Annotated in this window: 17 protein-coding genes; 14 read left to right on the forward strand and 3 right to left on the reverse strand. The window is 75.4% G+C overall.

From position 1 onward, the window contains the following. Nucleotides 1–103: 103 nt before the first annotated feature. The gene (locus IF23_RS0124585; RefSeq protein ID WP_030287242.1) at nucleotides 104–745 is read right to left on the reverse strand and encodes a TetR/AcrR family transcriptional regulator; all 642 of its coding nucleotides are present in this window, start codon (nucleotides 743–745) and stop codon (nucleotides 104–106) included. A gap of 148 nt (nucleotides 746–893) precedes the next feature. Further along, on the reverse strand, nucleotides 894–1,109 hold the full coding sequence (locus IF23_RS0124590) for a hypothetical protein (RefSeq protein ID WP_030287244.1): 216 nt from the start codon (nucleotides 1,107–1,109) through the stop codon (nucleotides 894–896). Nucleotides 1,110–1,300: 191 nt separating this feature from the next. Between IF23_RS0124590 and IF23_RS0124595 the strand changes: the two genes are divergently transcribed. From IF23_RS0124595 to moeZ, 12 genes are all read left to right on the forward strand, one after another. Continuing rightward, nucleotides 1,301–2,308 carry an alpha/beta fold hydrolase gene (locus IF23_RS0124595; RefSeq protein WP_030287246.1) on the forward strand — a complete coding sequence of 336 codons (1,008 nt, stop codon included), beginning with the start codon at nucleotides 1,301–1,303 and terminating at the stop codon, nucleotides 2,306–2,308. Nucleotides 2,309–2,314: 6 nt separating this feature from the next. Beyond that, on the forward strand, nucleotides 2,315–3,727 hold the full coding sequence (locus tag IF23_RS0124600) for a DUF3152 domain-containing protein (RefSeq protein ID WP_030287248.1): 1,413 nt from the start codon (nucleotides 2,315–2,317) through the stop codon (nucleotides 3,725–3,727). Nucleotides 3,728–3,846: 119 nt separating this feature from the next. Next, nucleotides 3,847–3,939: an Ms4533A family Cys-rich leader peptide gene (locus IF23_RS35530; RefSeq protein WP_342667934.1), complete on the forward strand. Its 93-nt coding sequence runs from the start codon at nucleotides 3,847–3,849 to the stop codon at nucleotides 3,937–3,939. 194 nt (nucleotides 3,940–4,133) lie between these two features. Next, nucleotides 4,134–5,882, forward strand: a complete 1,749-nt coding sequence (locus IF23_RS0124610) for an ABC transporter substrate-binding protein (protein WP_051739862.1) — start codon at nucleotides 4,134–4,136, stop codon at nucleotides 5,880–5,882. An 11-nt stretch (nucleotides 5,883–5,893) separates the two neighbouring features. Further along, nucleotides 5,894–6,850: an ABC transporter permease gene (locus tag IF23_RS0124615; protein ID WP_030287253.1), complete on the forward strand. Its 957-nt coding sequence runs from the start codon at nucleotides 5,894–5,896 to the stop codon at nucleotides 6,848–6,850. Next, nucleotides 6,847–7,836: an ABC transporter permease gene (locus IF23_RS0124620; protein WP_030287255.1), complete on the forward strand. Its 990-nt coding sequence runs from the start codon at nucleotides 6,847–6,849 to the stop codon at nucleotides 7,834–7,836. The genes IF23_RS0124615 and IF23_RS0124620 overlap by 4 nt, the downstream gene beginning before the upstream one ends. After that, nucleotides 7,833–9,641 (forward strand): dipeptide ABC transporter ATP-binding protein, encoded by a 1,809-nt coding sequence (locus IF23_RS0124625; RefSeq protein WP_051739863.1) that lies wholly within the window; start codon nucleotides 7,833–7,835, stop codon nucleotides 9,639–9,641. Before IF23_RS0124620 ends, IF23_RS0124625 begins: the two co-directional genes overlap by 4 nt. 265 nt (nucleotides 9,642–9,906) lie before the next feature. Beyond that, nucleotides 9,907–11,496: a glycosyltransferase gene (locus IF23_RS0124630; protein WP_037679475.1), complete on the forward strand. Its 1,590-nt coding sequence runs from the start codon at nucleotides 9,907–9,909 to the stop codon at nucleotides 11,494–11,496. Next, the gene (locus IF23_RS0124635; protein WP_051739864.1) at nucleotides 11,493–13,001 is read left to right on the forward strand and encodes a hypothetical protein; all 1,509 of its coding nucleotides are present in this window, start codon (nucleotides 11,493–11,495) and stop codon (nucleotides 12,999–13,001) included. The genes IF23_RS0124630 and IF23_RS0124635 overlap by 4 nt, the downstream gene beginning before the upstream one ends. Before the next feature lie 194 nt (nucleotides 13,002–13,195). Further along, the gene (locus IF23_RS0124640; protein WP_030287263.1) at nucleotides 13,196–14,146 is read left to right on the forward strand and encodes an NAD-dependent epimerase/dehydratase family protein; all 951 of its coding nucleotides are present in this window, start codon (nucleotides 13,196–13,198) and stop codon (nucleotides 14,144–14,146) included. Next, a complete protein-coding gene (locus tag IF23_RS0124645; RefSeq protein WP_030287265.1) occupies nucleotides 14,134–14,946 on the forward strand; it encodes a spherulation-specific family 4 protein in 813 nt (270 codons plus the stop codon). The genes IF23_RS0124640 and IF23_RS0124645 overlap by 13 nt, the downstream gene beginning before the upstream one ends. Before the next feature lie 75 nt (nucleotides 14,947–15,021). Beyond that, the gene (gene moeZ, locus IF23_RS0124650) at nucleotides 15,022–16,200 is read left to right on the forward strand and encodes an adenylyltransferase/sulfurtransferase MoeZ (RefSeq protein WP_030287266.1); all 1,179 of its coding nucleotides are present in this window, start codon (nucleotides 15,022–15,024) and stop codon (nucleotides 16,198–16,200) included. Nucleotides 16,201–16,293: 93 nt separating this feature from the next. Here moeZ and IF23_RS0124655 read toward each other — a convergent pair whose 3' ends face one another. Continuing rightward, the gene (locus IF23_RS0124655; protein WP_425423883.1) at nucleotides 16,294–19,143 is read right to left on the reverse strand and encodes a lysylphosphatidylglycerol synthase transmembrane domain-containing protein; all 2,850 of its coding nucleotides are present in this window, start codon (nucleotides 19,141–19,143) and stop codon (nucleotides 16,294–16,296) included. Between the two features lie 440 nt (nucleotides 19,144–19,583). Here IF23_RS0124655 and IF23_RS35535 point away from each other — a divergent pair, with 440 nt between their 5' ends. Both IF23_RS35535 and IF23_RS0124665 read left to right on the forward strand, forming a co-directional pair. After that, the gene (locus IF23_RS35535) at nucleotides 19,584–20,237 is read left to right on the forward strand and encodes an MGMT family protein (protein WP_342667933.1); all 654 of its coding nucleotides are present in this window, start codon (nucleotides 19,584–19,586) and stop codon (nucleotides 20,235–20,237) included. 203 nt (nucleotides 20,238–20,440) lie between these two features. Continuing rightward, on the forward strand, nucleotides 20,441–22,944 hold a 2,504-nt coding region (locus tag IF23_RS0124665; protein ID WP_037679532.1), incomplete at its 3' end, for an ATP-dependent helicase.

Consider the following 22,944-nt stretch of genomic DNA (forward strand, 5'->3'; position numbering starts at 1 on the left):
GACGGTCAGTTGGGTGCGCGGCCGTCCGCGCCGTACGCAGCACACATTAGCCCGGTGCGGGAACGTGCAGGGCGCCCCCGGGGCACGCCGGGAGCGAACACGGTCAGTGGGAATCGATGCCGTGCAGCGGGAAACCCGCGATGCCCTTCCACGCGAGGGAGGTCAGCAGGCCCACCGCGGTGTCCCGCGGGACCTTGCTGTCGGCCGCCAGCCAGTAGCGCGCCACCACCTGCGAGACGCCGCCCAGACCCACGGCGAGCAGCATCGACTCGTCGCGCGAGAGACCGGTGTCCTCCGCGATCACCTCGCAGATCGCCTCGGCGCACTCCAGCGAGACCTTGTCGACCCGCTCGCGGACCGCCGGTTCGTTGGTCAGGTCCGACTCGAAGACCAGCCGGAACGCGCCGCCCGGGTCCTCGACGTAGGCGAAGTAGGCGTCCATCGTCGCCGCGACGCGCTGCTTGTTGTCGGTCGTCGACGCCAGCGCGGTGCGCACGGAGTGCAGCAGCGCCTCGCAGTGCTGGTCGAGGAGGGCGAGGTAGAGGTCGAGTTTGCCCGGGAAGTGCTGGTAGAGCACCGGCTTGCTGACGCCTGCCCGCTCGGCGATGTCGTCCATCGCCGCGGAGTGGTAGCCCTGCGCGACGAACACTTCCTGTGCCGCACCCAGAAGCTGGTTGCGCCGTGCTCGGCGCGGCAGGCGTGTGCCCCGCGGGCGAGCCGCCTCGGTCTGCTCGATGGCGCTCACGCTGCCTCCCAGAAGTCGTTCCGTACGCGGCGTACGCAAGGTGGCACACCGCGCCCGCCATCGTACTTTTGGGTAACCGGGCTGTGGGCGGTCGGAGCTGAGAAAATCCGGTCCGCACCCTTGTGGGAAGGTGACATAACACCCCAGGTCATCGGTATTCGTCTTCGTTGATTTCCACGACGCGGGACTGTTCGGCGCGGTCCGCCTCGTTCGCGGCGTCGAGGTCGGTGCCGGACAGTGTCTCGTCGCGGTGGGGCGCGACGTCCGCGTGCTGTTCCTGGGCGTCGGCCTCCGGCGCCTCGTCGGGGACGGCGGTGCCGTTCTCGTCGTCGAAGGTGTCCGGGTCGCTCGGATCGACCGGCATGGTGCTCCCTCTCTAGGAGTCCTGGGACCGCTGTGCCTTCCTCGCCCCGGGCCGGGCGGTTCGGATCCCCGGCCGCGGGCGGGCCGGGGCGCCCTTCGTATCGAGCCTAGGAGAGCGGGCGCGGCGGCGCGATGCGGTGTGTGACGGCGAACACATCGGTACGCGCGTGATCATCTCGTAACATCGACGGCATGTCTTCGACCGAGTCGCCCGACACCCGGACCGCAGCCCTTCCGGTGCCGCCCGGTGGTCCCGGGCGGCCCGGTGGGCAGGAGGCGGCCGAGACGCTGCGGCTGGTGCCGCTCCCCGGGCTGACGCTCGGGGTGCGCGCCCCGGCGCCGCTGCCGGGGTCCGGCCCCGGCGCGGAGGCGGAGCGGGAGCCCGCGCTCTACGTCCACGGGCTCGGCGGCTCCTCGCGGAACTGGTCGGCGCTGATGCCGCTGCTCGCCGACCGGGTCGACGGCGAGGCGCTCGACCTGCCCGGCTTCGGCGAGGCCCCGCCGCCCGACGACGGCAGCTACTCGGTCGCCGCCCAGGCCCGGGCCGTCATCCGGTATCTGGACGCGGCCGGGCGCGGTCCGGTCCATCTGGTCGGCAACTCCATGGGCGGCGCCGCCGCGACGCGGGTGGCCGCCGCCCGGCCCGATCTCGTCCGCACCCTGACCCTGATCTCCCCGGCCCTGCCGGAGCTGCGGCCACAGCTGACGGCGGTCCCCACGGCGCTGCTCGCGGTGCCCGGCACGGCCCGCCTCTTCGCCCGCCTCACCCGCGACTGGACGACCGAGCAGCGCACCCGCGGGGTGCTGGCGCTCTGCTACGGCGATCTGGGCAACATCACGCCCGAGGGCTTCCGGGACGCGGTCGACGAGTACGCCCGGCGGCTCGAACTCCCGTACTTCCGGGAGGTGATGGAGCGCTCGGCCCGCGGGCTGGTCAACGCGTACACCCTCGGCGGTCAGCACAATCTGTGGCGTCAGGCGGAACGGGTACTGGCGCCGACGCTCCTCGTCTACGGTGGGCGCGACCAACTCGTCTCGTACCGGATGGCGCGGCGGGCCGCCGCCGCGTTCCGCGGGGCGCGGCTGATGACGCTGCCCGAGGCCGGGCACGTGGCGATGATGGAGTACCCGCGGACGGTGGCGCGGGCCATCCGGGAACTGATCGACGACACGGCGGCGGCCGGTACGGGCAGGAGCTGACGGAGCGTGGGACGGCACAGCCGAGGCGCGGCACACGACGGGCACGACACGGCGGAGACGGCGCCGCCGCACACGGAGGGGCCGGGCACCGGCCGCCGTCGGCGCGGACCGGGCGACGGCGAGCACCCGCACCCGGCGGAGCCCGCCGCCCGCCCGCGCGGCGCCGCCCACCCCGGTCCCGCGCGTGAGGCTGTGCGCGGCGGCCACCCCGAGCAGCGGGAGCCGGGCGGCGGCTGGGGGCTGCCGCCGTCGGTCCCGGGGGCCTCGGCGCCCGGCCCGCCCGCCGTCCGCCGCGCCGCGTCCCGACCGTCCGCCGCCGGGCCCCGGGTGCCGCGGCCGCGCGCCGCCGCCGAGCCGGACATGCGGCTGCCCGACCCGGCCACCGCCGAGGTCCGCTCCGGTGCGGGGCCGCGGCGGGAGTACCTGGAGGCGTTCGACGCGCTGGATGTCCTCGACGGGCCGGGCGCCGGGGCGTTCCCGGGCGACGGTCCGGCGGCGACCGGCCGCTCCGTGGTCGTGGCGCGGGAGACGGCGCCGTCGGACGGCGGTGCGCCCGCCGGTACCGGAACGCCGGGCGTGGACGGCGGGCCGGACGCGCCGCCCACCGCCGCCGCCCGCAAGGGCGGGCTGGGCCGGACCTTCACCGGGGTCGCGGCCGCCGCGGTGACCACCGTGCTCGCCGTGGTGGTGGCCGGTCAGGTCGCCGAGCAGCGGCCGGACGCCACCCCCAACTCCGGCGGCGGGCCGGACCGCACCGATCCGCTGGGCGAGGGCGCCTCGCGCTCCGGGGACCGGCCGCAGGACGCCAAGCCCGCCTCGTACGCGCAGCGGATGGCCGAGCCGTTCCCGCTGGATGCGAAGCTGACCGCCTCCGGGAAGTTCACGCCGGTCGGCGGCGCGGCGAAGGCGCCCGGTCGCGGGCATGTCGTCCGCTACCGCGTGGATCTGGAGACCGGGCTGCCGCTGGACGGTGAGCTGTTCGCCGACGCGGTGCACAAGACCCTGAACGACGACCGGAGTTGGGCGCACGGCGGTACCCGGACCTTCGAGCGGGTGGCCTCCGGCGACGCGGACTTCGTCATCACGCTGGCCAGCCCCGGCACCACCGACGAGTGGTGTGCCAAGTCGGGTCTGGACACCTCCGAGGACAACGTCTCGTGCGACTCGGCGGCGACCCCGCGCGTGATGATCAACGCGTACCGCTGGGCGCAGGGCGCGAAGACGTACGGGCCGGACAAGATGTACGCCTACCGCCAGATGCTCATCAACCACGAGGTCGGCCACCGGCTCGGCCACAACCACGAGGTCTGTTCGCGGTCCGGGGCGCTCGCGCCGGTGATGATGCAGCAGACGAAGTTCCTGACGACGGACGGCGCCACCTGCCGTCCCAACTCCTGGCCGTATCCCGGGAAGAGCTGAGCGGCGCGGGGCGGCGGATCCGCCGCCCCGGCGGGCGCCGTCCCCGTATACGAGATACGCGGTCTCTCATCGCGAGACACCTTTGCCAGAATTCGACCGTGCGTTCCATAGTTCTGCGCATGCCGCACCGTCACGCCACCGCCTCCGCCGCCATAGAGCTGGCGCTGATCGGCGTGTCCGTGCAGTCCGTGGCCGACATCGACTGTCGCTGAGGCCCCCGCCCGCGCCACGGACCCCTCTGCCCCGGCCTTTCCGCCGCGCGGCCACGGTCCCGGGCCGGGTCCCTTCCCCCCCGTGAACCGTGTGACTTCTTCCCGCACGCCCGCGCCGGGGTGGCCTCGTGCGCACCGCGCCCGCCCGCCGCCCCGCAGCCGGGCGCGGTCCCGCTGCGAAAGGCGAACCCGTCATGGCCGAACCGGCCCCTGCCCCCACCCGCTCCCGTCGGCTGCTGCTCCGCTCGCGCCGCGTCGTCGCCGCCGCGATCGGCGTCACCCTCGCCGCCGGAGCCACCGCCTGCGGACCCGAGGGCGCCGCGGACGCGGGCGCCGACGCCCCGCCCCACAAGGGCGGCACCCTCACCGTCCTCAACTCCGAGCCGCAGACCGACTTCGACCCCGCCCGGCTCTACACCTCCGGCGGCGGCAAGGTCCCCACGCTCGTCTTCCGCACCCTCACCACCCGCAAGCGCGCCAACGGCGCCGCCGGAACCGAGGCCGTACCGGACCTCGCCACCGACACCGGACGGCCGAGCAGGAACGCCACCGTGTGGACGTACACCCTCAAGAACGGCCTGAAGTTCGAGGACGGTACGCCCATCACCAGCGCCGACATCAAATACGGCATCGAGCGGTCCTTCGCCGCCGAACTCTCCGGCGGCGCACCCTACCTGCGGGACTGGCTGATCGGCGGCGAGAAATACCAGGGCCCGTACAAGGACAAATCCGAAGACGGGCTGAAGTCCATCGAGACGCCCGACGACAAGACCCTCGTCTTCCATCTGAAGAAGCCCGAGGGCGAATTCCCGCTGCTCGCCACCCAGACGCAGTTCGCCCCCGTACCGCGCGCCAAGGACACCGGCACGAAATACGAGGAACACCCGGTCTCCTCCGGTCCGTACCGTGTCGTCAAGAACACCGGGGACGGCGAACACCTGCTGCTGAAGCGGAATCCGCACTGGTCGGAGACGACCGACAAGGAACGGCACGCCTACCCGGACACCGTCGACGTCCGCTCCGGTCTCGACTCCGCCGTCATCAACCAGCGCCTGGCCACCGGCTCCGGACCGGACGCCGCCGCCGTCACCACCGACACCAATCTCGGGCCCGCCGAACTCGCCCGGATCGCCGGTGACAAGGAACTCGAAAAGCGCGTCGGCACCGGCCACTTCGGCTACACCAATTACCTCGCCTTCAACCCGAAGGTGAAGCCCTTCGACAAGCCCGAGGTACGGCAGGCCATCGCCTACGCCGTCAACCGCACCAGTGTCGTCAACGCCGCCGGTGGCTCCTCGCTCGCCGAACCGGCCACCACCTTCCTGCCCGACCAGAAATCCTTCGGCTACACCGGCGCCGACCCCTTCCCGGCCGGAAAGACCGGAAATCCGGAAAAGGCGAAGGAGTTGCTGAAGAAGGCCGGTTACCCGCACGGCCTGAAGATCACCCTCACCCACTCCACCGCCAAGAACTTCGCGACCAGCCCCGAGGTCGCCACCGCCGTCCAGGACGCGCTGAAGAAGTCCGGTATCACCGTCGAGCTGAACGGGCTGGAGGACAACGACTACAAGGACACCGTCCACAGCCTCAAGGACGAACCGGGCCTCTTCCTCGGCGGCTGGGGCGCCGACTGGCCCTCCGGCGGACCGTTCCTCGCGCCCATCTTCGACGGCCGCCAGATCGTCAAGGACGCCTACAACTTCAACCACGCCCAGCTCGACGACCCCGCCGTCAACCACGAGATCGACGCCATCAACCACCTCACCGACCTGCACAAGGCCGCCGCACGCTGGGGCGCCCTCGACGACCGGATCGGCGAACGGGCCCTCTCCGTGCCGCTGTTCCACCCCGTCTACAAGCGGCTGCACGGCAAGGCGATCCGCAACGTCGTGATCAGCGACTGGGACGGCGTCCTCGACATCTCCCAGGTCGCGGTCAAGTAGGCCCGGGAACCATGAGCGACACCCCGGACACCGGAGCATGGCGGCGGCTGCGCGCCCGCCCCTCGGCCGTCGTGGCCGCCGCCGTGCTCGCGGCCCTCGCCCTCCTCGCTCTCGGCGCCCCGCTGCTGACCGCGCTGGAGGGCCAGGACCCCACCACGTACCACGACCAACTCGTCGACTCCGCCCGCGGCGGCGTCCCGTACGGCTCCTTCGGCGGCATCGGCGCCGACCACTGGCTCGGCGTCGAACCGGGCACCGGCCGCGACCTCTTCGCCCGCCTGCTGTACGGCGCCCGCGTCTCCCTCTCCGTCGCGCTCGGCGCCACCGTCGTGCAGGTGCTGCTCGGCGTCACCATCGGCCTCGCCGCGGGGCTCGGCGGCCGTCTCCTCGACGCCGTCCTCAGCCGCTTCACCGATGTGCTGCTCGCCCTGCCGATGCTGGTCTTCGCCGTCGCGCTGACCGCGATCGTCCCGGCCGGATTCCCCCGCCCGCTGCTGCTGATCCTCGTCATCGGCCTGCTGAGCTGGGGCGGCACCTCCCGCATCGTGCGCGCCCAGACCCTGTCGCTGCGCAGCCGCGACCATGTCGCCGCGGCCCGCCTCGCCGGACGCACACCGGTGCAGATCGCCCGCCGCGAACTGCTGCCCGCCCTCGCCGCGCCCGTCCTCACCTACGCGGCGCTGCTGGTCCCCACCAACATCGTCGTCGAGGCGTCCCTGTCCTTCCTCGGCATCGGCGTCACCCCGCCCACCTCCTCCTGGGGACAGCTGCTCTCCACCGCCACCACCTGGTTCCGCGCCGACCCGCTGTACGTGCTGCTGCCCTCGGGCTGCCTGCTCGTCACCGTGCTGGCCTGCACCGTCCTCGGCGACGCCGTCCGCACTGCCCTCGACCCGCGCGAACGCTCCCGCCTCGCGGTCGGCACCCGCCGCGCCGCCGCCCGACCGCCGAAGGGCGCCACCCGATGACCGCCTACGTCCTGCGCCGGACCGGCGGCGCCCTCCTCGTCCTGCTGCTGCTCTCGGTCACCGTCTACGCGCTCTTCTACGTCGCCCCCGGCGACCCCGCCAAGCTCGCCTGCGGGCCGCGCTGCAACGCCGAACAGATCGCCCAGGTCCGCGAGCAGCTCCGGCTCGGCGAACCGCTGCCCCTCCAGTACCTGCACTTCCTCCAGGGGCTGGTGGCCGGGCGCGACTACTCCACCGGCACCGGCGTGCTGCACTGCCCCGCGCCCTGCTTCGGCCTCTCGTACCAGAACGACCAGCCGGTCGCCCAGCTCCTCGCCTCCCGGCTGCCGGTCACCGCCTCCCTCGCGGTCGGCGCCATGGTGCTGTGGCTGCTGCTCGGCGTCGGCACCGGACTGCTCGCCGCGCTGCGCCGCGGCGGCGCCACCGAACGCGTCCTGACGGTGCTCACCCTCACCGGCACCGCCACCCCGGTCTTCATCACCGGCCTCCTGCTGCTGATGATCTTCTGCGCCACCCTCCAGTGGCTGCCGTTCCCCACCTACGTCCCGCTCACCGAGGACCCCGAGCAGTGGGCGTGGAACCTGCTGCTGCCCTGGACCACCCTCGCCCTCCTGGAGTCCGCCAAGTACGCCCGGCTGACCCGCTCCGCCACCCTGGAGACGCTCGCCGAGGACCACATCCGCACCTTCCGCGCCTACGGGCTGCGCGAGCGCCGGATCGTGGGGCGGCACGCGCTGCGCGGCGCCCTGCCGCCCGTCGTCGCCCTCAACGCCGTCGACCTCGGCACCATGTTCGGCGGCGCGATGCTCACCGAATCCCTCTTCGGACTGCCCGGGATCGGGCGGCTCACCGTCGAGTCGGTCCGCACCGTCGACCTCCCCGTCGTCGTCGGCGCCGTCCTGGGCGTCGGCGCCGCCGTCGTCCTCGCGGGCGCCGTCGCCGACGTCCTCTACGCACTCGCCGACCGAAGGGTGACGCTGCCATGACCGCCCCCCTGACCCGCGCCCCGGCCACGGCGGAGGCCACCGCCGACCCGCTGGTCGAACTCTCCGACCTCACGGTCACCTTCCCCGCCACCGGGGGAGCCGGGGCCGTCCGCGCCGTCGACGGGCTCTCGCTCACCCTCCGGCCCGGCGGCGCCCTCGGCATCGTGGGGGAGTCCGGATCCGGGAAGTCGACCGTCGCCGCCACCCTCCTCGACCTGCACCGCGGCACCGGCGCCCGGACCGAGGGCGGCGTCCGCGTCGCCGGGACCGACGTCCTCGCGGCGTCCGAGGCGGAGCTGCGGGCCCTGCGCGGCGCCACCGCCGCGATGATCTTCCAGGACCCGCTCTCCTCCCTGGACCCGTACCACTCCCTCGGCGACCAGATCGCCGAGGTGCACCGCGTCCACCGGCCCGGCGTCTCCCGCCGCGCCGCCCGCGCCCGCGCCGTCGAGGTCCTCGACCGGGTCGGCATCCCGGACGCCGCCCGCCGGGCCCGCTCCCGCCCGCACGAGTTCAGCGGCGGGATGCGCCAGCGCGCCCTGATCGCCATGGCCCTCGCCTGCGAACCCCGGCTGATCATCGCCGACGAACCGACCACCGCCCTCGACGTCACCGTCCAGGCCCAGATCCTCGACCTGCTGCACACCCTGCGCACCGAGACCGGCACCGGACTGCTGCTGGTCACCCACGACCTCGGCGTCGTCGCGGGCAGCGTCGACGAGGTCCTCGTGATGCGCGGTGGCCGCGCCGTCGAACACGGCCCCGTCGCCGAGGTGCTGGGCGCGCCCCGGGAGCCGTACACCCGCGAACTGCTCGCCGCCGTCCCCCGGATCGGGACGGCGCGCGAGAACCCGCCGCACGCCGGGGCGGAGCACACGGGGGAGGGGCGCGCGGACGGGCCCGCGCGCCCTGCCGCCACCGTGACCGTCACCGACCGCACGCCGGATCCCGCCCCGGACGGCGCGGACGTCGCCGCCCCGCTCCTCGAAGTGCACGGTCTACGCCGGGAGTTCGGCCGCCGCGGACCCCTGGGAACGGCGCTCGGCGCGGACCGTACCGTCGCCGTCGACGGCGTCTCCCTCACCGTCGCCGCGGGGGAGACCCTCGGTCTCGTCGGCGAGTCCGGCAGCGGCAAGACCACCCTCGGACGGATGCTGGTCCGCCTCCTCGACCCCACCGACGGCACCCTCCGCTACCGGGGACGCGACCTCTCCGCCCTGGGGGAGCGGGCCCTGCGGCCACTACGGAGCGAACTCCAGATGGTCTTCCAGGACCCGGTCTCCTCCCTCAACCCCCGCCGCACCATCGGGGAGTCGATCGCCGACCCGCTGCGCGCCACGGGCGGCCTCGACGACGCCACCGTCGTCCGGCGGGCCCGCGAACTCCTCGACCGGGTCGGCCTCGACCCGGCGTGGTACCACCGCTACCCGCACGAGTTCAGCGGCGGCCAGCGCCAGCGCGTCGGCATCGCCCGCGCCCTCGCCCCCGGCCCCCGCCTGCTGGTCTGCGACGAACCGGTCTCCGCCCTCGACGTCACCACCCAGGCCCAGGTGATGGAGCTCCTCGCCGAACTCCGCCGCGATCTCGGCCTGTCGGTCGTCCTGATCGCCCACGACCTCGCCGTCGTCCGCGCGGCCGGTGACCGGGTCGCCGTGATGCGGGCCGGACGCATCGTCGAGGAAGGCCCCGTCGACACCGTCTACGACCACCCGCGACACCCCTACACCCAGGGCCTGCTGGCGGCCGTGCCGGTCCTCGACCCCCGAGAGGCGGCCGAGCGGAGGGCGTTGCGCGCCCGCGCCTGAGCCGTCCGGAGTGCCGCGCGCCGGTGCCGCACACCGCACGGCGCGGCCGCCCCGCGGACCCGCCCCCGGGCGAACCCACTGCATAGCGCACCAGAACGTCCTATGGGGCGGAAAGTTACGACCGTTCACCCCTTCCGGTGGCGCGACGGACAACCGTCCGCCGCGCCACCGGGCCTTTTGCGTAGCGTCGTTCCGCGACCGGCGGCCCGCACCGTACCGCCGGAGGACGACTTACCCGCCGAGGCCGGAGAACAGGGGTGGACACGTGCGCATCGGACTGCTCACCGAGGGTGCCCGCACCGGTGCGGTACGTCGTGCCCCGCGCTGGTACGACCGGCTCGTCCAGGGACTGCCCGGCCACGAGTTCACCGAATTCGCCCTCTCCGCGGGCCCCTCGTACGGCGACACGGCCCGCCGCGCCCCGGACCGCGCCGCCCGCCGCCGCTTCGCCCGCCACTTCACCGACCTCGCCGCCGCCCTCACCGCCGAACCCGTCGGCACCGAGGCCCAGGCGGACCGTTTCGCCGCCGGTCTCCACGGCCTCGCCGACCTCGCCCGCGACCGCGCCGACCTGCCCACCCTGCTCCGCTCCGAGGCCGCCCTGCGCCTGCTGGAGCGCGCCTGCCGCGCCCCCGGCGCACTCCCCGCCGCGCGCGCCGTCCGGGTCCCCGACCTCCTCGTGGTCGCCGGGCACCTCGGCGAGGCACTGCGCCCGCTCTCCCTCGACTGGTACGGCGACGGCGCCCCGGGGCTCGACACCGTCGACCTCTGCCACGCCACCGCCGCCGGGCCCACCGCCCTCGCCGGTCTGCTGGCCAAACGCTTCTTCGGCACCCCGCTCCTGGTCAGCGAGGACGGCCCGGGGCTGCGCGCCCACTACCTCGACCGCGCCACCACCCCGCTGAGCGGCCCCGCCCGCGCCCTCCTCGCCGCCTTCCAACGCGCCCTCGCCGCCGAGACGTACGCCCGCGCCACGCTCGTCACCCCCGGCACCGCCCACGCCCGCCGCTGGCAGGAGCGGTGCGGCGCGGCCCCGCAGCGGCTGCGCACCGTCCCCCCGGGCGTCCCCGCCGGGCCGTTCCTCCGGGCGTCCGACGCCATGCTCGACCGCGACGCCACCCTGGTGTGGGCCGGACCCGTCGAACCGGCCGCGGACGTCGCCGGGCTGCTGCGCGCCTTCGCCCACGTCCGGACCGCCGTCCCCGGCGCCGTCCTGCGGATCGTCGGCGGCCCCGGCGCCGCCCCGGACGCCGCCGCCTACCTCGCCCACTGCCGGGCCCTGGCCGACCGGCTCTTCCCCGGGGGCCCCGGCCCGGTCCGCTTCGAGGAACTGGCCGCCCCCGGGACGCCCGCCGTCGCCGACGCCTACGCCACCGCCGCCGTCGTGGTGCTCTCCGGCGCCGGAGAGGGCTTCCCGTACGGCCTGGTGGAGGCGATGTTCAGCGGCCGGGCCACGGTCTCCACCGACGCCGGGGCGGTCTGCGAGGTCATCGGCTCCACCGGTCTCGTCGTCCCCGCCGGGGATCCGCACGCCCTCGCCGACGCCGCCCTCGCCCTGCTCAGCGATCCGGCCCGGCGCGTCCGCCTCGGCGCCGCCGCCCGCGCCCGGGCCCTGGAACTCTTCACCGTCGACCGCCACCTCACCGCCTTCCGCGGCATCTACCTCGAACTCCTCGCCCACGCCCACCCCGAGCCCGACCCCGGCACCCCGCGCCCCTTCGCCCGCCCCGCCGAGACCCATCTCCCCGGGCGCCGCGGCGCCGCCGTCCCCCGTACGCCCCCGACCGACCGCACCCCGAGCTGGGCCGCCGGGCCGCGCCGCCGCGCGGCGGCCACGAGAGGAGAGGCGCGATGACCCCGAGCCCCGACTCCCCGGACCGCGAGCCCGCCCGCACCCCCGCCCGCCACGCCGCCCGCCGCCCGGCCCCCGCCTGGCGCGCCACCCGCCGCCCCCTCGCCGCGGGACGCCCGCCCCGGGAGACGACCCCGGCCCGCCCGCTGTCGTTTGCCGGACCCCGGGAGGCGCCCCCCGCCCGGCCGCTCCCCACCGCCGGGTACGCGCCCCGGGACACGGAACCGGCCGGACACCCGGCCGAGGAGACGTCCGCCGCCGAGCCGCTGCCGCTGTCCCCGGAGGAGCCGCCCGCCGCGCCGCCGCCCCCGGAGGAGCCGCCCGCCGGACTGCCCCTGGAGGAGCCCGCCGGGCATCCGTACCGGGAGACGCCCCCGGCACCGAAGCCCGCCGCCCGTCGCCCCGTCATCCCGCAACCCGCCGACCCCGTCAGCACCCTGATCCGCCACCACCACCGGCTGTGCGCCCACGCCGTCGACCCGTTGGAGATCGCCGCCGGGCTGGAGGCGCACGGACTCACCGACCGCACCGCCGCCCGCTTCCGCCACCGCGACGTCTTCTCGCTCGCCGAGGAGTTGTACGCCCGGGTGCCCCGCGCCCGTACCGCCACCGTGCCGCCGCCCGAACCCGCGCCCCGCGAGACGGCCGTACGGGGCGTGCTCCAGACGCTGCCGGGCGCGGTCTGCGCCGCCACCCTCGCCGCGCTCGCCGCCCTCCACCCCGGGCCCGCCCGGCCCGGCGCCGCCGTGGCGGGCGCCGTCCTCGTGCTGCTCGCGCTCCGGCTCTCGCTGCGCGCCGGTCCGCTGCGCGCCCGCCGCACCGGGCGGCCCCCGGCCCTCGCCGTCCTCGCCGTCGCCTGGATCGTCGGCCACGCCCTCCTCGGCGCCGCACCGCTCACCGCGCTCCTCCCCGGCGGCCCCGGCCCCCGGCCGCCGTGGCCGCACCCCGACGCCGCCACCGCGCTCGCCCTGACCTGCGCCGTCGCGCCCGCCGCGGTGCTCGCCCGATGGTTCGCCCGGCGCGCCCGCCGCGGCCTCGCGGTCAGCCGGGAACTGGCCGAACTCGCCTCCCGCATCCGCCCGGCGCTGCTCGGCGCCACCCTGCTGTTCGCCGCCGTCCAACTCGCCCTGCTGCTCGGCGCCCGCCACCTCACCGGCGGCCCCGCCGACCCGCCCGCCGCCCTCGTCGCCACCACCGCTCTGGGCACCCTGCTCCTCCTCGCCCGGCTGCTCGCCGTCCACGGCTTCCGCACCGCGGCGGTCGCCGGGCCCGCGCTGGCCGCCGCCCTCGAAGCCCTCGCCCTGGCCCTGCCGCTCCTCGCCCGGCTGCCGGGCGCCGCGGCCCTGGACCGGCCGGTGGCGGCGCTCACCGCCGCCGCGGGCCCGGCCGCCGTACCTGCCGTCGCCTGTACCGCCGCCGCCCTCGCCCTGCTCGGCCACGCCCTGCGCACCCTCACCGGGGCCCGGGCCCATCCGGCCCCCGCGGACGCGGAGGTGGCCCGGCCATGATCCGGCGAATAGCCCGCCCGCCGGCCTCCCGGGCCCCACCCGTGGCATCGGCGCGGACCACGACCCCCTCCGGGCCGCCGTCCCGCGGCGGCCGCCCGCCCGCGGCCGAACCACCACCACCGACCCGTCCGACGAGGAGCACGACACATGAACGTCCACCCGACCGCACGCCATGAGCACCAGGGGGTCGCCCGATGAGGGTTCTGCTCATCGGCGCCAACGGCTACCTCGGCCGCTACGTCGCCGACCGCCTGCTCGCCGACCCCGCCGTCCAGCTGACCGTGCTGGGCCGTGGCGACGACGCCGACGTCCGCTTCGACCTCGCCACCGGCAGCCCCGGTGCGCTCACCCGCTTCCTCGACGCCGTCCACCCCGGCGTCGTCGTCAACTGCTCCGGCGCCACCCGCGGCGGCGCCCGCGACCTCACCCGGCACAACACCGTCGCCGTCGCCACCATCTGCGAGGCGCTGCGCCGCAGCGGCTGCGGCGCCCGCCTGGTCCACCTCGGCTGCGCCTCCGAGTACGGCCCCTCGCAGCCCGGTTCGTCCACCGCCGAGGACGCCGTGCCCCGCCCCGGTGGCCCGTACGGCGTCAGCAAGCTCGCCGCCACCGAACTCGTCCTCGGCTCCGGTCTCGACGCGGTCGTGCTGCGGGTCTTCTCCCCCGTCGGCCCGGGTACGCCCGCCGGATCCCCGCTCGGGCGGCTGGCGGAGGCGATGCGCCGCGCCATGCAGTCCGGCGACGGGGAGCTGAAGCTCGGCGGGCTCGGGGTGCAGCGGGACTTCGTCGACGTCCGCGACGTGGCGCGGGCGGTGCACGCCGCCTCGCTCTCCGCCGCGCAGGGCGTGGTCAACATCGGCACCGGCCGCGCGGTGCGGCTGCGGGAGGCCGCGTCGGTCCTCGCCCGGGTCGCCGGGTTCGGCGGCGCGCTGCACGAACTGGACTCGCCGCCCGCCCGGTTGATCATCCCGGGCCCGTCCCCGGAACACGGCGTCGCGCCGCCCACGTACCCCTATCCGGACGGCTGCGGCACCTGGCAGCAGGCCGATGTGCGCACCGCGCGCGACCGGCTCGGCTGGCGGCCGCGGATCGGACTGGAGGAATCCCTCGCCGACATCTGGATGGAGGCCGCATGCCGCATCTGACCGCGGGCACGACCCGCACCCCCACCGGCGCCGGACCCTTCGGGGTCGGCGTCCCGGGCATCGCCCACCCGCTGCTCGCGCCCACCGAGTGGGCCGAACTGCTACGGGTCTCCCGGGGGTTCGCCGACCCCCGGGAGACCCCCCGGGGGGTGGCGGGCACGGCGCCCGGCCACGCCCCGGGGGCCCCGGTCCACTGGGCGGTCCTCGACGTCGCCCGGGGGCCGGGGGAGCGCCCCGACCCGCACTGTCTGCCCGTCGCGGCCCGGCTGCGTGAGACGGGTGTCCGCCTGCTGGGACATCTCGATCTGCGGTACGGCACCCGGCCCTTCGGGGAGCTGATCGCCGACGCCCACCGCTTCCTGGAGTGGTACCGGGCCGACGGATTCCTGCTGGACCGCGCCCCCGTCGACCGGGAGGAACTGCCCGCCACCCGCCGTACCGCCGCCGCCCTGCGCCGCCTCGGGGACGGCGGCCACCTCGTCTTCGGCCACGGCACCCACCCGCACCCGGGGTACGCCGAATCCGCCGACCAGCTCCTCACCTTCGCCGGACCGTGGACCGAGTACCGCTGGTCACAGGTGGCCCAGTGGACCGCCGACCACCCTCCGGAGCGGTTCTGCCACCTCGTCCACGGCGTCCCGCGCACCCATCTCGACGAGGCGCTGCGGATCGCCCGCTGGCAGGGCGCCGGAACGGTCTTCTTCACCGACCGGCCGGACCGCGACGGCGACGCCTGGGAGACACTGCCCGGCTACTGGGACGATTTCGTCTCGCGCATCGGAACGGGTGTCTTGGAATGAAGACGGGCGTGGCAGTGTTACGGACAGAACAACCGTACTGACCCACACCGACCAACCCCCTTGTTGAGGTCTTCCGTGTCGCTGCCACCCCTGGTCGAGCCCGCTTCGGAGCTCACCGTCGACGAGGTCCGCAGGTACTCCCGCCACCTGATCATCCCCGACGTGGGGATGGACGGGCAGAAGCGGCTGAAGAACGCCAAGGTGCTGTGTGTCGGCGCCGGCGGCCTGGGTTCGCCCGCCCTGATGTACCTGGCCGCGGCCGGCGTGGGCACCCTGGGCATCGTGGAGTTCGACGAGGTCGACGAGTCGAACCTGCAGCGCCAGATCATCCACAGCCAGTCGGACATCGGCCGCTCCAAGGCCGCGTCCGCCAAGGACTCGGTGCTCGGCATCAACCCGTACGTGAACGTGATCCTCCACGAAGAGCGGCTAGAGGCCGAGAACGTGCTGGACATCTTCCGCGAGTACGACCTGATCGTGGACGGCACGGACAACTTCGCCACCCGCTATCTCGTCAACGACGCCTGCGTGCTGCTGAACAAGCCGTACGTCTGGGGCTCCATCTACCGCTTCGACGGCCAGGCGTCCGTCTTCTGGAGCGAGCACGGCCCCTGCTACCGCTGCCTCTACCCGGAGCCCCCGCCCCCCGGCATGGTCCCCTCCTGCGCCGAGGGCGGCGTCCTCGGTGTGCTCTGCGCCTCCATCGGCTCGATCCAGGTCAACGAGGCCATCAAGGTCCTCGCCGGTATCGGCGACCCGCTCGTCGGCCGCCTGATGATCTACGACGCGCTGGAGATGACGTACCGCCAGGTCAAGGTCCGCAAGGACCCCAACTGCGCGGTCTGCGGCGAGAACCCCACCGTCACCGAGCTGATCGACTACGAAGCCTTCTGCGGCGTCGTCTCCGAGGAGGCGCAGGAGGCGGCGATGGGCGCGACGATCACGCCCAAGCAGCTCAAGGAGTGGATCGACGCCGACGAGAAGATCGAGATCATCGACGTCCGCGAGCCGAACGAGTACGAGATCGTCTCGATCCCCGGCGCCAAGCTGATCCCGAAGAACGAGTTCCTGATGGGCAACGCCCTCCAGGACCTGCCGCAGGACAAGAAGATCGTCCTGCACTGCAAGACCGGCGTCCGCTCCGCCGAGGTCCTCGCCGTCCTGAAGTCCGCCGGGTTCGCCGACGCGGTCCACGTCGGCGGCGGCGTCATCGGCTGGGTCAACCAGATCGAGCCGGAGAAGCCCGTCTACTGACCGTGCCCCGGGCGCCGTCCGCGCCCCGCCCGCACACGAAGGCGCCGCCCCGCACCGCGCGGGGCGGCGCCTTCGCCGTGGCCGGGCCGTGCCTCAGATCTCGCCCTTGCGGGTGAGGCGGGTGAAGGCCAGCCAGCCCGGCAGCACCGGCAGCCAGAACGTCATCAGCCGGAACAGCAGCACTGCTGGGAACGCCACGTCCCCACCGAGCCCCGCCAGCGTCAGCGCCGTGATCAGCGCGCCCTCGACCGCACCCACACCGCCCGGTGTCGGCGCCGCCGAGCCCAGCGCGTTCCCGGCGAGGAACGCCACCGCGATGCTGGCGTAACTGAGCGTGTCGCCGCCGCCGAAGGCGCGGATGGAGGCGTCCAGACACATCACGTTGGCCGCGGTCAGCAGCAGCATCCCGCCGATACCGGTGACCAGCTTCCCGGGCCGCTGGAGGATGTCCAGCATCCGCGGCACCACCCCGGCGAACAGCGACCGCACCCGCGTCACCACGAACTTCCGCAGCGCCGGAACCGCCGTCACCACCAACACCAGCACCGCGACCGTCAGCAGCCCGGCGATGACCGTCCGGGACGGCGACAGCTGATCGTCGCCGCTCTCCGTCCCCGTCAGATAGCCGAACGTCAGCAGCAGCAGGACGTGCGCGCCCAGCCCGAACAGCTGCGAGGCGCCGACGCTCGCCACCGCAAGACCCGGCCGCACCCCCGCCCGCTGGAGGAACCGCGTGTTCAGCGCCACGCCGCCGATCGCGGCGGGCGCCACCAGCTTCACGAAGTTCCCCGCGATCTGCGCGATCACCGTGCGGACGAACGACACCTTCTCGGTGACGAAGCCCAACAGGCTCATCGCCGCCGCGATGTACGTCGTCCCGGAGAACACCATCGCGACCAGCACCCACACCCACTGGGCTTCCTTGATCACATCGAGCAGGTTGAAGTGGGCGACCTGCGACATCAACTGCGACAGCAGCAGATACGCGGCGAACGCACCGGCGATCCAGCTGATCAGGATCCGCGGGCTCAGCCGCTCCAGCTTCGCCGGTTCGATCACCGCCGTCGGACGGATCAGCAGCACCTGCCGCCGGATCTGCGCCAGCAGATCCTCCTCGCGCACCTCCTCCGACGCCTCGTCCAGCGCCCGCTTCTCGTCCGCCTTCGCCTGCGCCCGCATCGCCCGCAGCCGCTTGCGGTCCGCGGGCCCGGACGCCGCCAACCGCTCGCGCGCCTCCTTCGCGGACCGCGACAGCTCCAGCACCGCCTCCCGCTCCCGCGCCGACCGCTCCCGGGCCCGCTGCCGCAGCGTCGCCCGCGTCGTCCGGCTCAGCGCGATCGGCTGGAGCAGCGGCAGACAGTCCGCGACCGCGTCCGGACCCAGCACCTCCACCGCGACCGCCACCGACCGCTCCGCGCCGACCCGCAGCCCCAGCGTCGCCAGCAGCTGCGCGACATCCATCCGCAGCACCAGATCGCCCGCGGCGATCTCACCGCCGCGCAGCTCCGTCAGCGTCACCTTGCCGGAACGATCCACCAGCAGCGCGTCACCGACCAGCCGCCGGTGCGCGATCCGCCGCGACTGCAACGCCGCGACCTGCTCCCAGGAACTGCGCATCACCGCATCGGTGATCTCCTCGTCCGCCAGCGCGTCCAGCCGCCGCCCGCCGATGTGCTCGTAGACCAGCATCACCGCGTCCGGGCCCAGCTCCGAGGTGGCGATCAGCTTCGGCGCCCGGGCACCCGCGGCGATCGCGGCGTACGCCAGCAGCGCCTCCTGCTCCAGCGCCTGCCGCAGCGACTGCAGACTGCGGCGCTGGTTGATACCGCGCAGCGACAGCCGCCGCCACACCCGGTAGAAGAACCCCTGCGCCTGCTGCTCACGGTCGACGACCGTCACATCGATGGGCGGCCCGTCCTCCCGCGTCACCAGATAGCGGCGCCCGCGGTCGGAGTGCTCGGGATGGTCCGGGTTGGCGACGTCCTCGGCGCGCAGCGCGCTCACCGGACGGAACCCGACCCGCCGCAGCCCCGCCAGCAGATGCTGCCCGGTGGGCCGCACATTGGGCGTACCGACGGCGTACAGCGTGCCGTACGCCACCGTCCAGCCGATCAGCACCGTCGTGACGATGGCGAACGGCGTGGTGTACCGGCCCACCAGCACCGCGAACGCGTCCAGCAGCAGCACACACCACATCGCCACCCGCCACCGCGGGCGCCGGGACATCCCCACCGCCGTCATGTACGCGATGACCGGGGCGAGGTAGCTGTGGACGGGCGTGGTCAGCGACCCGTCGTGCATCCGCTGGGTCAGCGCCGCCCGGATCGACTCGGGCGCCGCCTCCGCGACCCACAGGTCCGTCGCCAGCGACACCCCGTGCGCCAGCACCGCGGCCAGCACCCCGTCGGCGATACGCAGCCCGTCGCGTTTGATCAGCCGCTCGACGGCGAACGCCACCGGGACGATCAACACCGCCACGCTCGACGCAAGACCCGCGAAGTTGATCAGCAGCCGCGGCGCCTGGCCCGCGCCCTTGCCGATGTCGTCGGCGAGCCCCTGCGTCGTGGCGTGCGCGAACGCCGCCAGCGCCAGGACCAGCGCGATCCCCGCGATGCCGAGCAGCAGCCGCAGCAGATCGGCCGGGCGGTGCACCCGCGCCGGCAGCAGCGGCTCGTCACCGGACACCCGGTCCGCGTGCTCACCGCCCGCGCACCCCGCGCTGTCACACGTCGCCAGGTGCGAACCGGTCCGGGGCACGTCAGCGTCCCCGCCACCGGCCGCACCCGCGGCGCCCGCGGGCCGCTCGGGCCCCGCGTGCTCCACGTCCGGCTGCGCACCGGCTCCCGTCTCGTGCCCCTGCGGCGTCCGCTGCGCGTCGTCGCCCGCACACGGTGCGGGCCCGTCGGGTCTCTCGGACGCCCCGGGTCGTTCGGCCTTCTCGATCGTGCTCGCCTTTTCGGTCGCGGAGACCGCGGACGGCCTCCGTTGCTGCTTCCCCTGATCCGCCGCCGGACGGGCGGCCCGGCGCCTGGGCGCCGGGCCGCCCGGGACGGTGGCGGCGGCTCCCGGCTGCCGGACACCAGGGTCATCCGCCACCCGCGAAGGCGCCGCGCCCTGCCGTCCGGACGTCGCATTTCGCTCACGTCTCACCAGTCACCGCCCGGAAGATGGTGGCACGCCCGTGCGGGGGCCGGGGGGATCAGGGTGGTTTTCGGGGCCGCGAGAAGCGGAAGCCGCGCCCCCGCAAGAGGCCCGGCGACCGCCACACCACCCGCCCCGAGCCTCCCCCATCCCGGGCCCGCCCGCAGGCCGCACCCCACCGCCCCACGGCCCCCACCGCGCGCCCCGTGCCGATGTCGGTGGGGTACGGCAGGATGGACCGAATGAGTGGCCACAGCGACGGCACCGCACCTGACCCCTCCGAGGACGACGGCCCGCCCCCGGAGGGCGCCCGCCCCGCACCCGAGCTGCCCGACTACGCCGAACGCGTCCTCGGCCTGGCCGAACGCATCCCGCCCGGCCACGTCCTGACCTACGGTGACATCGCCGCCCGCCTCGCCGCCCAGGACCGCGACGGCCGCGGCTCCGGCGGCCCCCGCCAGGTCGGCCGCGCCATGGCCCTCTACGGCGGCGCCGTCCCCTGGTGGCGCGTGGTCCGCGCGGACGGCGCCCCGCTCCCCGGCAGCGAACACCGCGCCCTCGCCCACTACCGCGCCGAAGGCACCCCGCTGCGCACCGCCGCCGACGGCTCCGCGACCCGCCTCGACATGCGCCGCGCCCGCTGGGACGGCCCCCTCGGACCCACCGCCGACTGTGAGGTTTCCGACACCGCCCCCACCGCCCGGCACGTCGTCGACCTCACCCACCTCCCCGGGATCCCCGAGGGCGCGCTCCCCACCGGACCGGCCGCCCCCGCAGCCGCCGACGGCCCCCGGGACGACACCCCCGCCGCAGGTCGCCGCCGCGGCGCCGGCCGCCCGGCCCCCGACGGCCCGGCCCCGCGGACCCGGCGCCACGGCGGCCCGGCGCACCCCTGAACCCGCACGCCCCCACCGCCCGCGGCCGCCCTGTGGACAACCACCGCCCCGCCCGCCGTCTCGCGTAGCGTCGGGAAGCGGCGCCGCCCGCCCGGACGGACCCGGCAGGACGGCGCCACGGCCCCGCGCCGCCGTCACCCTCCGCACCCCGTCCGCGCCGTCCGTCCCGCCACCCCGTACCTCCACCAGAACCGGCGATCCACGTGAGCTCCTCCTTCTCCGACACACCGCGACGCCCGCACCCCCGCGCGTCGCGGCGGGACGCCCCCGGCCCGTACCGCCTGGTGCGGACCGACATGGGGAGCGTGGAGCCTCCTGCCTTGGACGCGGCGCAGCGCGAGGTGGTTCAGCACGGCGAGGGACCGCTCCTCGTCCTCGCCGGGCCCGGCACCGGCAAGACCACCACCCTCGTCGAGTCCGTCGCCGCCCGCGTACACCGCGGCACCGACCCCGAGCGGATCCTCGTCCTCACCTTCAGCCGCAAGGCCGCCGTCGCCCTCCGTGACCGCCTCGCCGCCCGCCTCGGCACCACCGCCCTCCCGCAGGCCACCACCTTCCACTCCTTCTGCTACGCCCTGGTCCGCGCCCACCAGGACGCCGACCTCTTCGCCGAACCGCTGCGGCTGCTCTCCGGCCCCGAACAGGACCTCGTCGTCCGCGAACTCCTCGCCGGACAGGCCGACCTCGCCGCCGCCGGACGCGCCCGCGTCACCTGGCCCGACGAACTCCGTGCCTGCCTGACCACCCGCGGCTTCGCCGACGAGGTCCGCGCCGTCCTCGCCCGCAGCCGCGAACTGGGCCTGGGCCCCGACGCCCTCGCCGCCTTCGCCCGCCGCACCGGCCGCCCCGACTGGGGCGCCGCCGCCGCCTTCCTCGCCGAATACCTCGACGTCCTCGACGCCCAGGGGGTCCTCGACTACGCCGAGCTGGTCCACCGCGCCGTCCTCCTCGCCGAGGACCCCGACACCGGCGTCGCCGCCCGCCTCTCCACCGCCTACGACGCCGTCTACGTCGACGAGTACCAGGACACCGACCCCGCCCAGCTCCGTCTGCTGACGGCCCTCGCCGGACCCGGCGCCACCCGCGGCGCCCCCGGTAGCCCCGGCCGCACCCTCCTCGCCTTCGGCGACCCCGACCAGTCGATCTACGCCTTCCGCGGCTCCGACGTGAACGGCATCCTCGACTTCCCCACCGCCTTCCCCCGCGGCGACGGCACCCCCGCACCCGTCGCGGTGCTCACCACCGCCCGCCGCCCCCGCGCCGCCCTGCTCGCCGCCACCCGCGAACTGGCCCGCCGGATGCCGCTCACCCGGCTCCCCGCCGCCACCGTCCGCGCCCACCGCGAGCCCACCGCCGTCCGCCCCGGCGGCCGCCTCGACGTCCTCACCCACCCGACCCCCGGCGCCGAACTCGACACCATCGCCGACCTGCTGCGCCGCGCCCACCTGGAGGACGGCGTCCCCTGGCACGAGATGGCCGTCCTCGTCCGCGCCGGTGCCCGGTCGCTGCCCGGCATCCGCCGCGCCCTCACCTCGGCGGGCGTCCCCCTCGACATCGACGGCGACGACCTCCCGCTCCGCCACGAGCCCGCGGTGGCGCCGCTGCTCACGGCGTTGCGGGTGGCCGCCCAGGGCGCGCTGGGACGCGCCGCCACGACGGCCGGGGACGCGCCCGCACCGGATACGGACGCACCGGACACGGAGGGCGCACCGGATGCCGAGGCCGCTCCGGACGCACCGGACACGGAGACCGCCCCGGACGCCACCGTCGCCCCCGCCCACCTCACCCCCGAAACCGCCCTCGACCTGCTCACCTCACCCCTCGGCGGGATGGACGCCGCCGACCTGCGGCGCCTCGGACGGGCCCTGCGCGAGGAGGAACGGGCCGCCGGGACCGCACTGCCCCGGCCCTCCGACGAACTCCTCGCCCGCGCCCTCGCCGAACCCGGACGCCTCGTCGCCCACGACCCCGCCCACGCCCGCGGCGCCCAACGCCTCGGCCGGCTCCTGCGCGCCGCCGAAGACCTCCTCGCCACCGGCGGCACCGCCGAAGCCGCCCTCTGGGAACTGTGGAACGGCACCCCCTGGCCACAGCGCCTGCAACGCGCCGCCCACCGCGGCGGCGCCGCCGGACGCAACGCCGACCGCGACCTCGACGCCGTCGTCGCCCTCTTCGAGACCGCCGCCCGCGCCGAGGAACGCACCGGCGGCCGCGGCGCCCTCAACTTCCTCGAAGAGCTGGCCGCCCAGGACATCGCCGCCGACACCCTCACCCGCCGCGTCCCCACCCAGGACGCCGTCCGCCTGATGACCGCCCACCGCGCCAAGGGCCTCGAATGGCGCCTCGTCGTCGTCGCCGGGGTCCAGGAAGGGCTCTGGCCCGACCTGCGCCGCCGCGGCTCCCTCCTCGAAGCCGACCGCATCGGCCGCGACGGCCTCGCCGAACCCCTCACCCCCGGCGCCCTCCTCGCCGAGGAACGCCGCCTCTTCTACGTCGCCGCCACCCGCGCCCGCGACCGCCTCGTCGTCACCGCTGTGAAATCCGCCGCCGACGACGGCGACCAGCCCTCCCGCTTCCTCACCGAACTCGGCACCACCCCCCAGGACATCACCACCCGCCCCCGCCGCCCGCTGGCCGTCGCCGCCCTCGTCGCCGAACTCCGCGCCACCACCGTCGACCCCACCGCCACCCCCGCCCGCCGCCCCCC

It is taken from the genome of Streptomyces catenulae (genome assembly GCF_000718015.1).
Taxonomy (GTDB): domain Bacteria; phylum Actinomycetota; class Actinomycetes; order Streptomycetales; family Streptomycetaceae; genus Streptomyces; species Streptomyces catenulae.

What these genes read in the sequence shown, in the direction of transcription:
- IF23_RS0124635 (WP_051739864.1), top strand. Translation starts at nt 11,493, where the DNA reads ATGACCCCGAGCCCCGACTCCCCGGACCGCGAGCCCGCCCGCACCCCC.
- IF23_RS0124625 (WP_051739863.1), top strand. Translation starts at nt 7,833, where the DNA reads ATGACCGCCCCCCTGACCCGCGCCCCGGCCACGGCGGAGGCCACCGCC.
- IF23_RS0124590 (WP_030287244.1), bottom strand. Translation starts at nt 1,109, where the DNA reads ATGCCGGTCGATCCGAGCGACCCGGACACCTTCGACGACGAGAACGGC.
- IF23_RS0124615 (WP_030287253.1), top strand. Translation starts at nt 5,894, where the DNA reads ATGAGCGACACCCCGGACACCGGAGCATGGCGGCGGCTGCGCGCCCGC.
- IF23_RS0124620 (WP_030287255.1), top strand. Translation starts at nt 6,847, where the DNA reads ATGACCGCCTACGTCCTGCGCCGGACCGGCGGCGCCCTCCTCGTCCTG.
- IF23_RS0124595 (WP_030287246.1), top strand. Translation starts at nt 1,301, where the DNA reads ATGTCTTCGACCGAGTCGCCCGACACCCGGACCGCAGCCCTTCCGGTG.
- IF23_RS0124610 (WP_051739862.1), top strand. Translation starts at nt 4,134, where the DNA reads ATGGCCGAACCGGCCCCTGCCCCCACCCGCTCCCGTCGGCTGCTGCTC.
- IF23_RS35535 (WP_342667933.1), top strand. Translation starts at nt 19,584, where the DNA reads ATGAGTGGCCACAGCGACGGCACCGCACCTGACCCCTCCGAGGACGAC.
- IF23_RS35530 (WP_342667934.1), top strand. Translation starts at nt 3,847, where the DNA reads ATGCCGCACCGTCACGCCACCGCCTCCGCCGCCATAGAGCTGGCGCTG.
- IF23_RS0124640 (WP_030287263.1), top strand. Translation starts at nt 13,196, where the DNA reads ATGAGGGTTCTGCTCATCGGCGCCAACGGCTACCTCGGCCGCTACGTC.
- IF23_RS0124645 (WP_030287265.1), top strand. Translation starts at nt 14,134, where the DNA reads ATGCCGCATCTGACCGCGGGCACGACCCGCACCCCCACCGGCGCCGGA.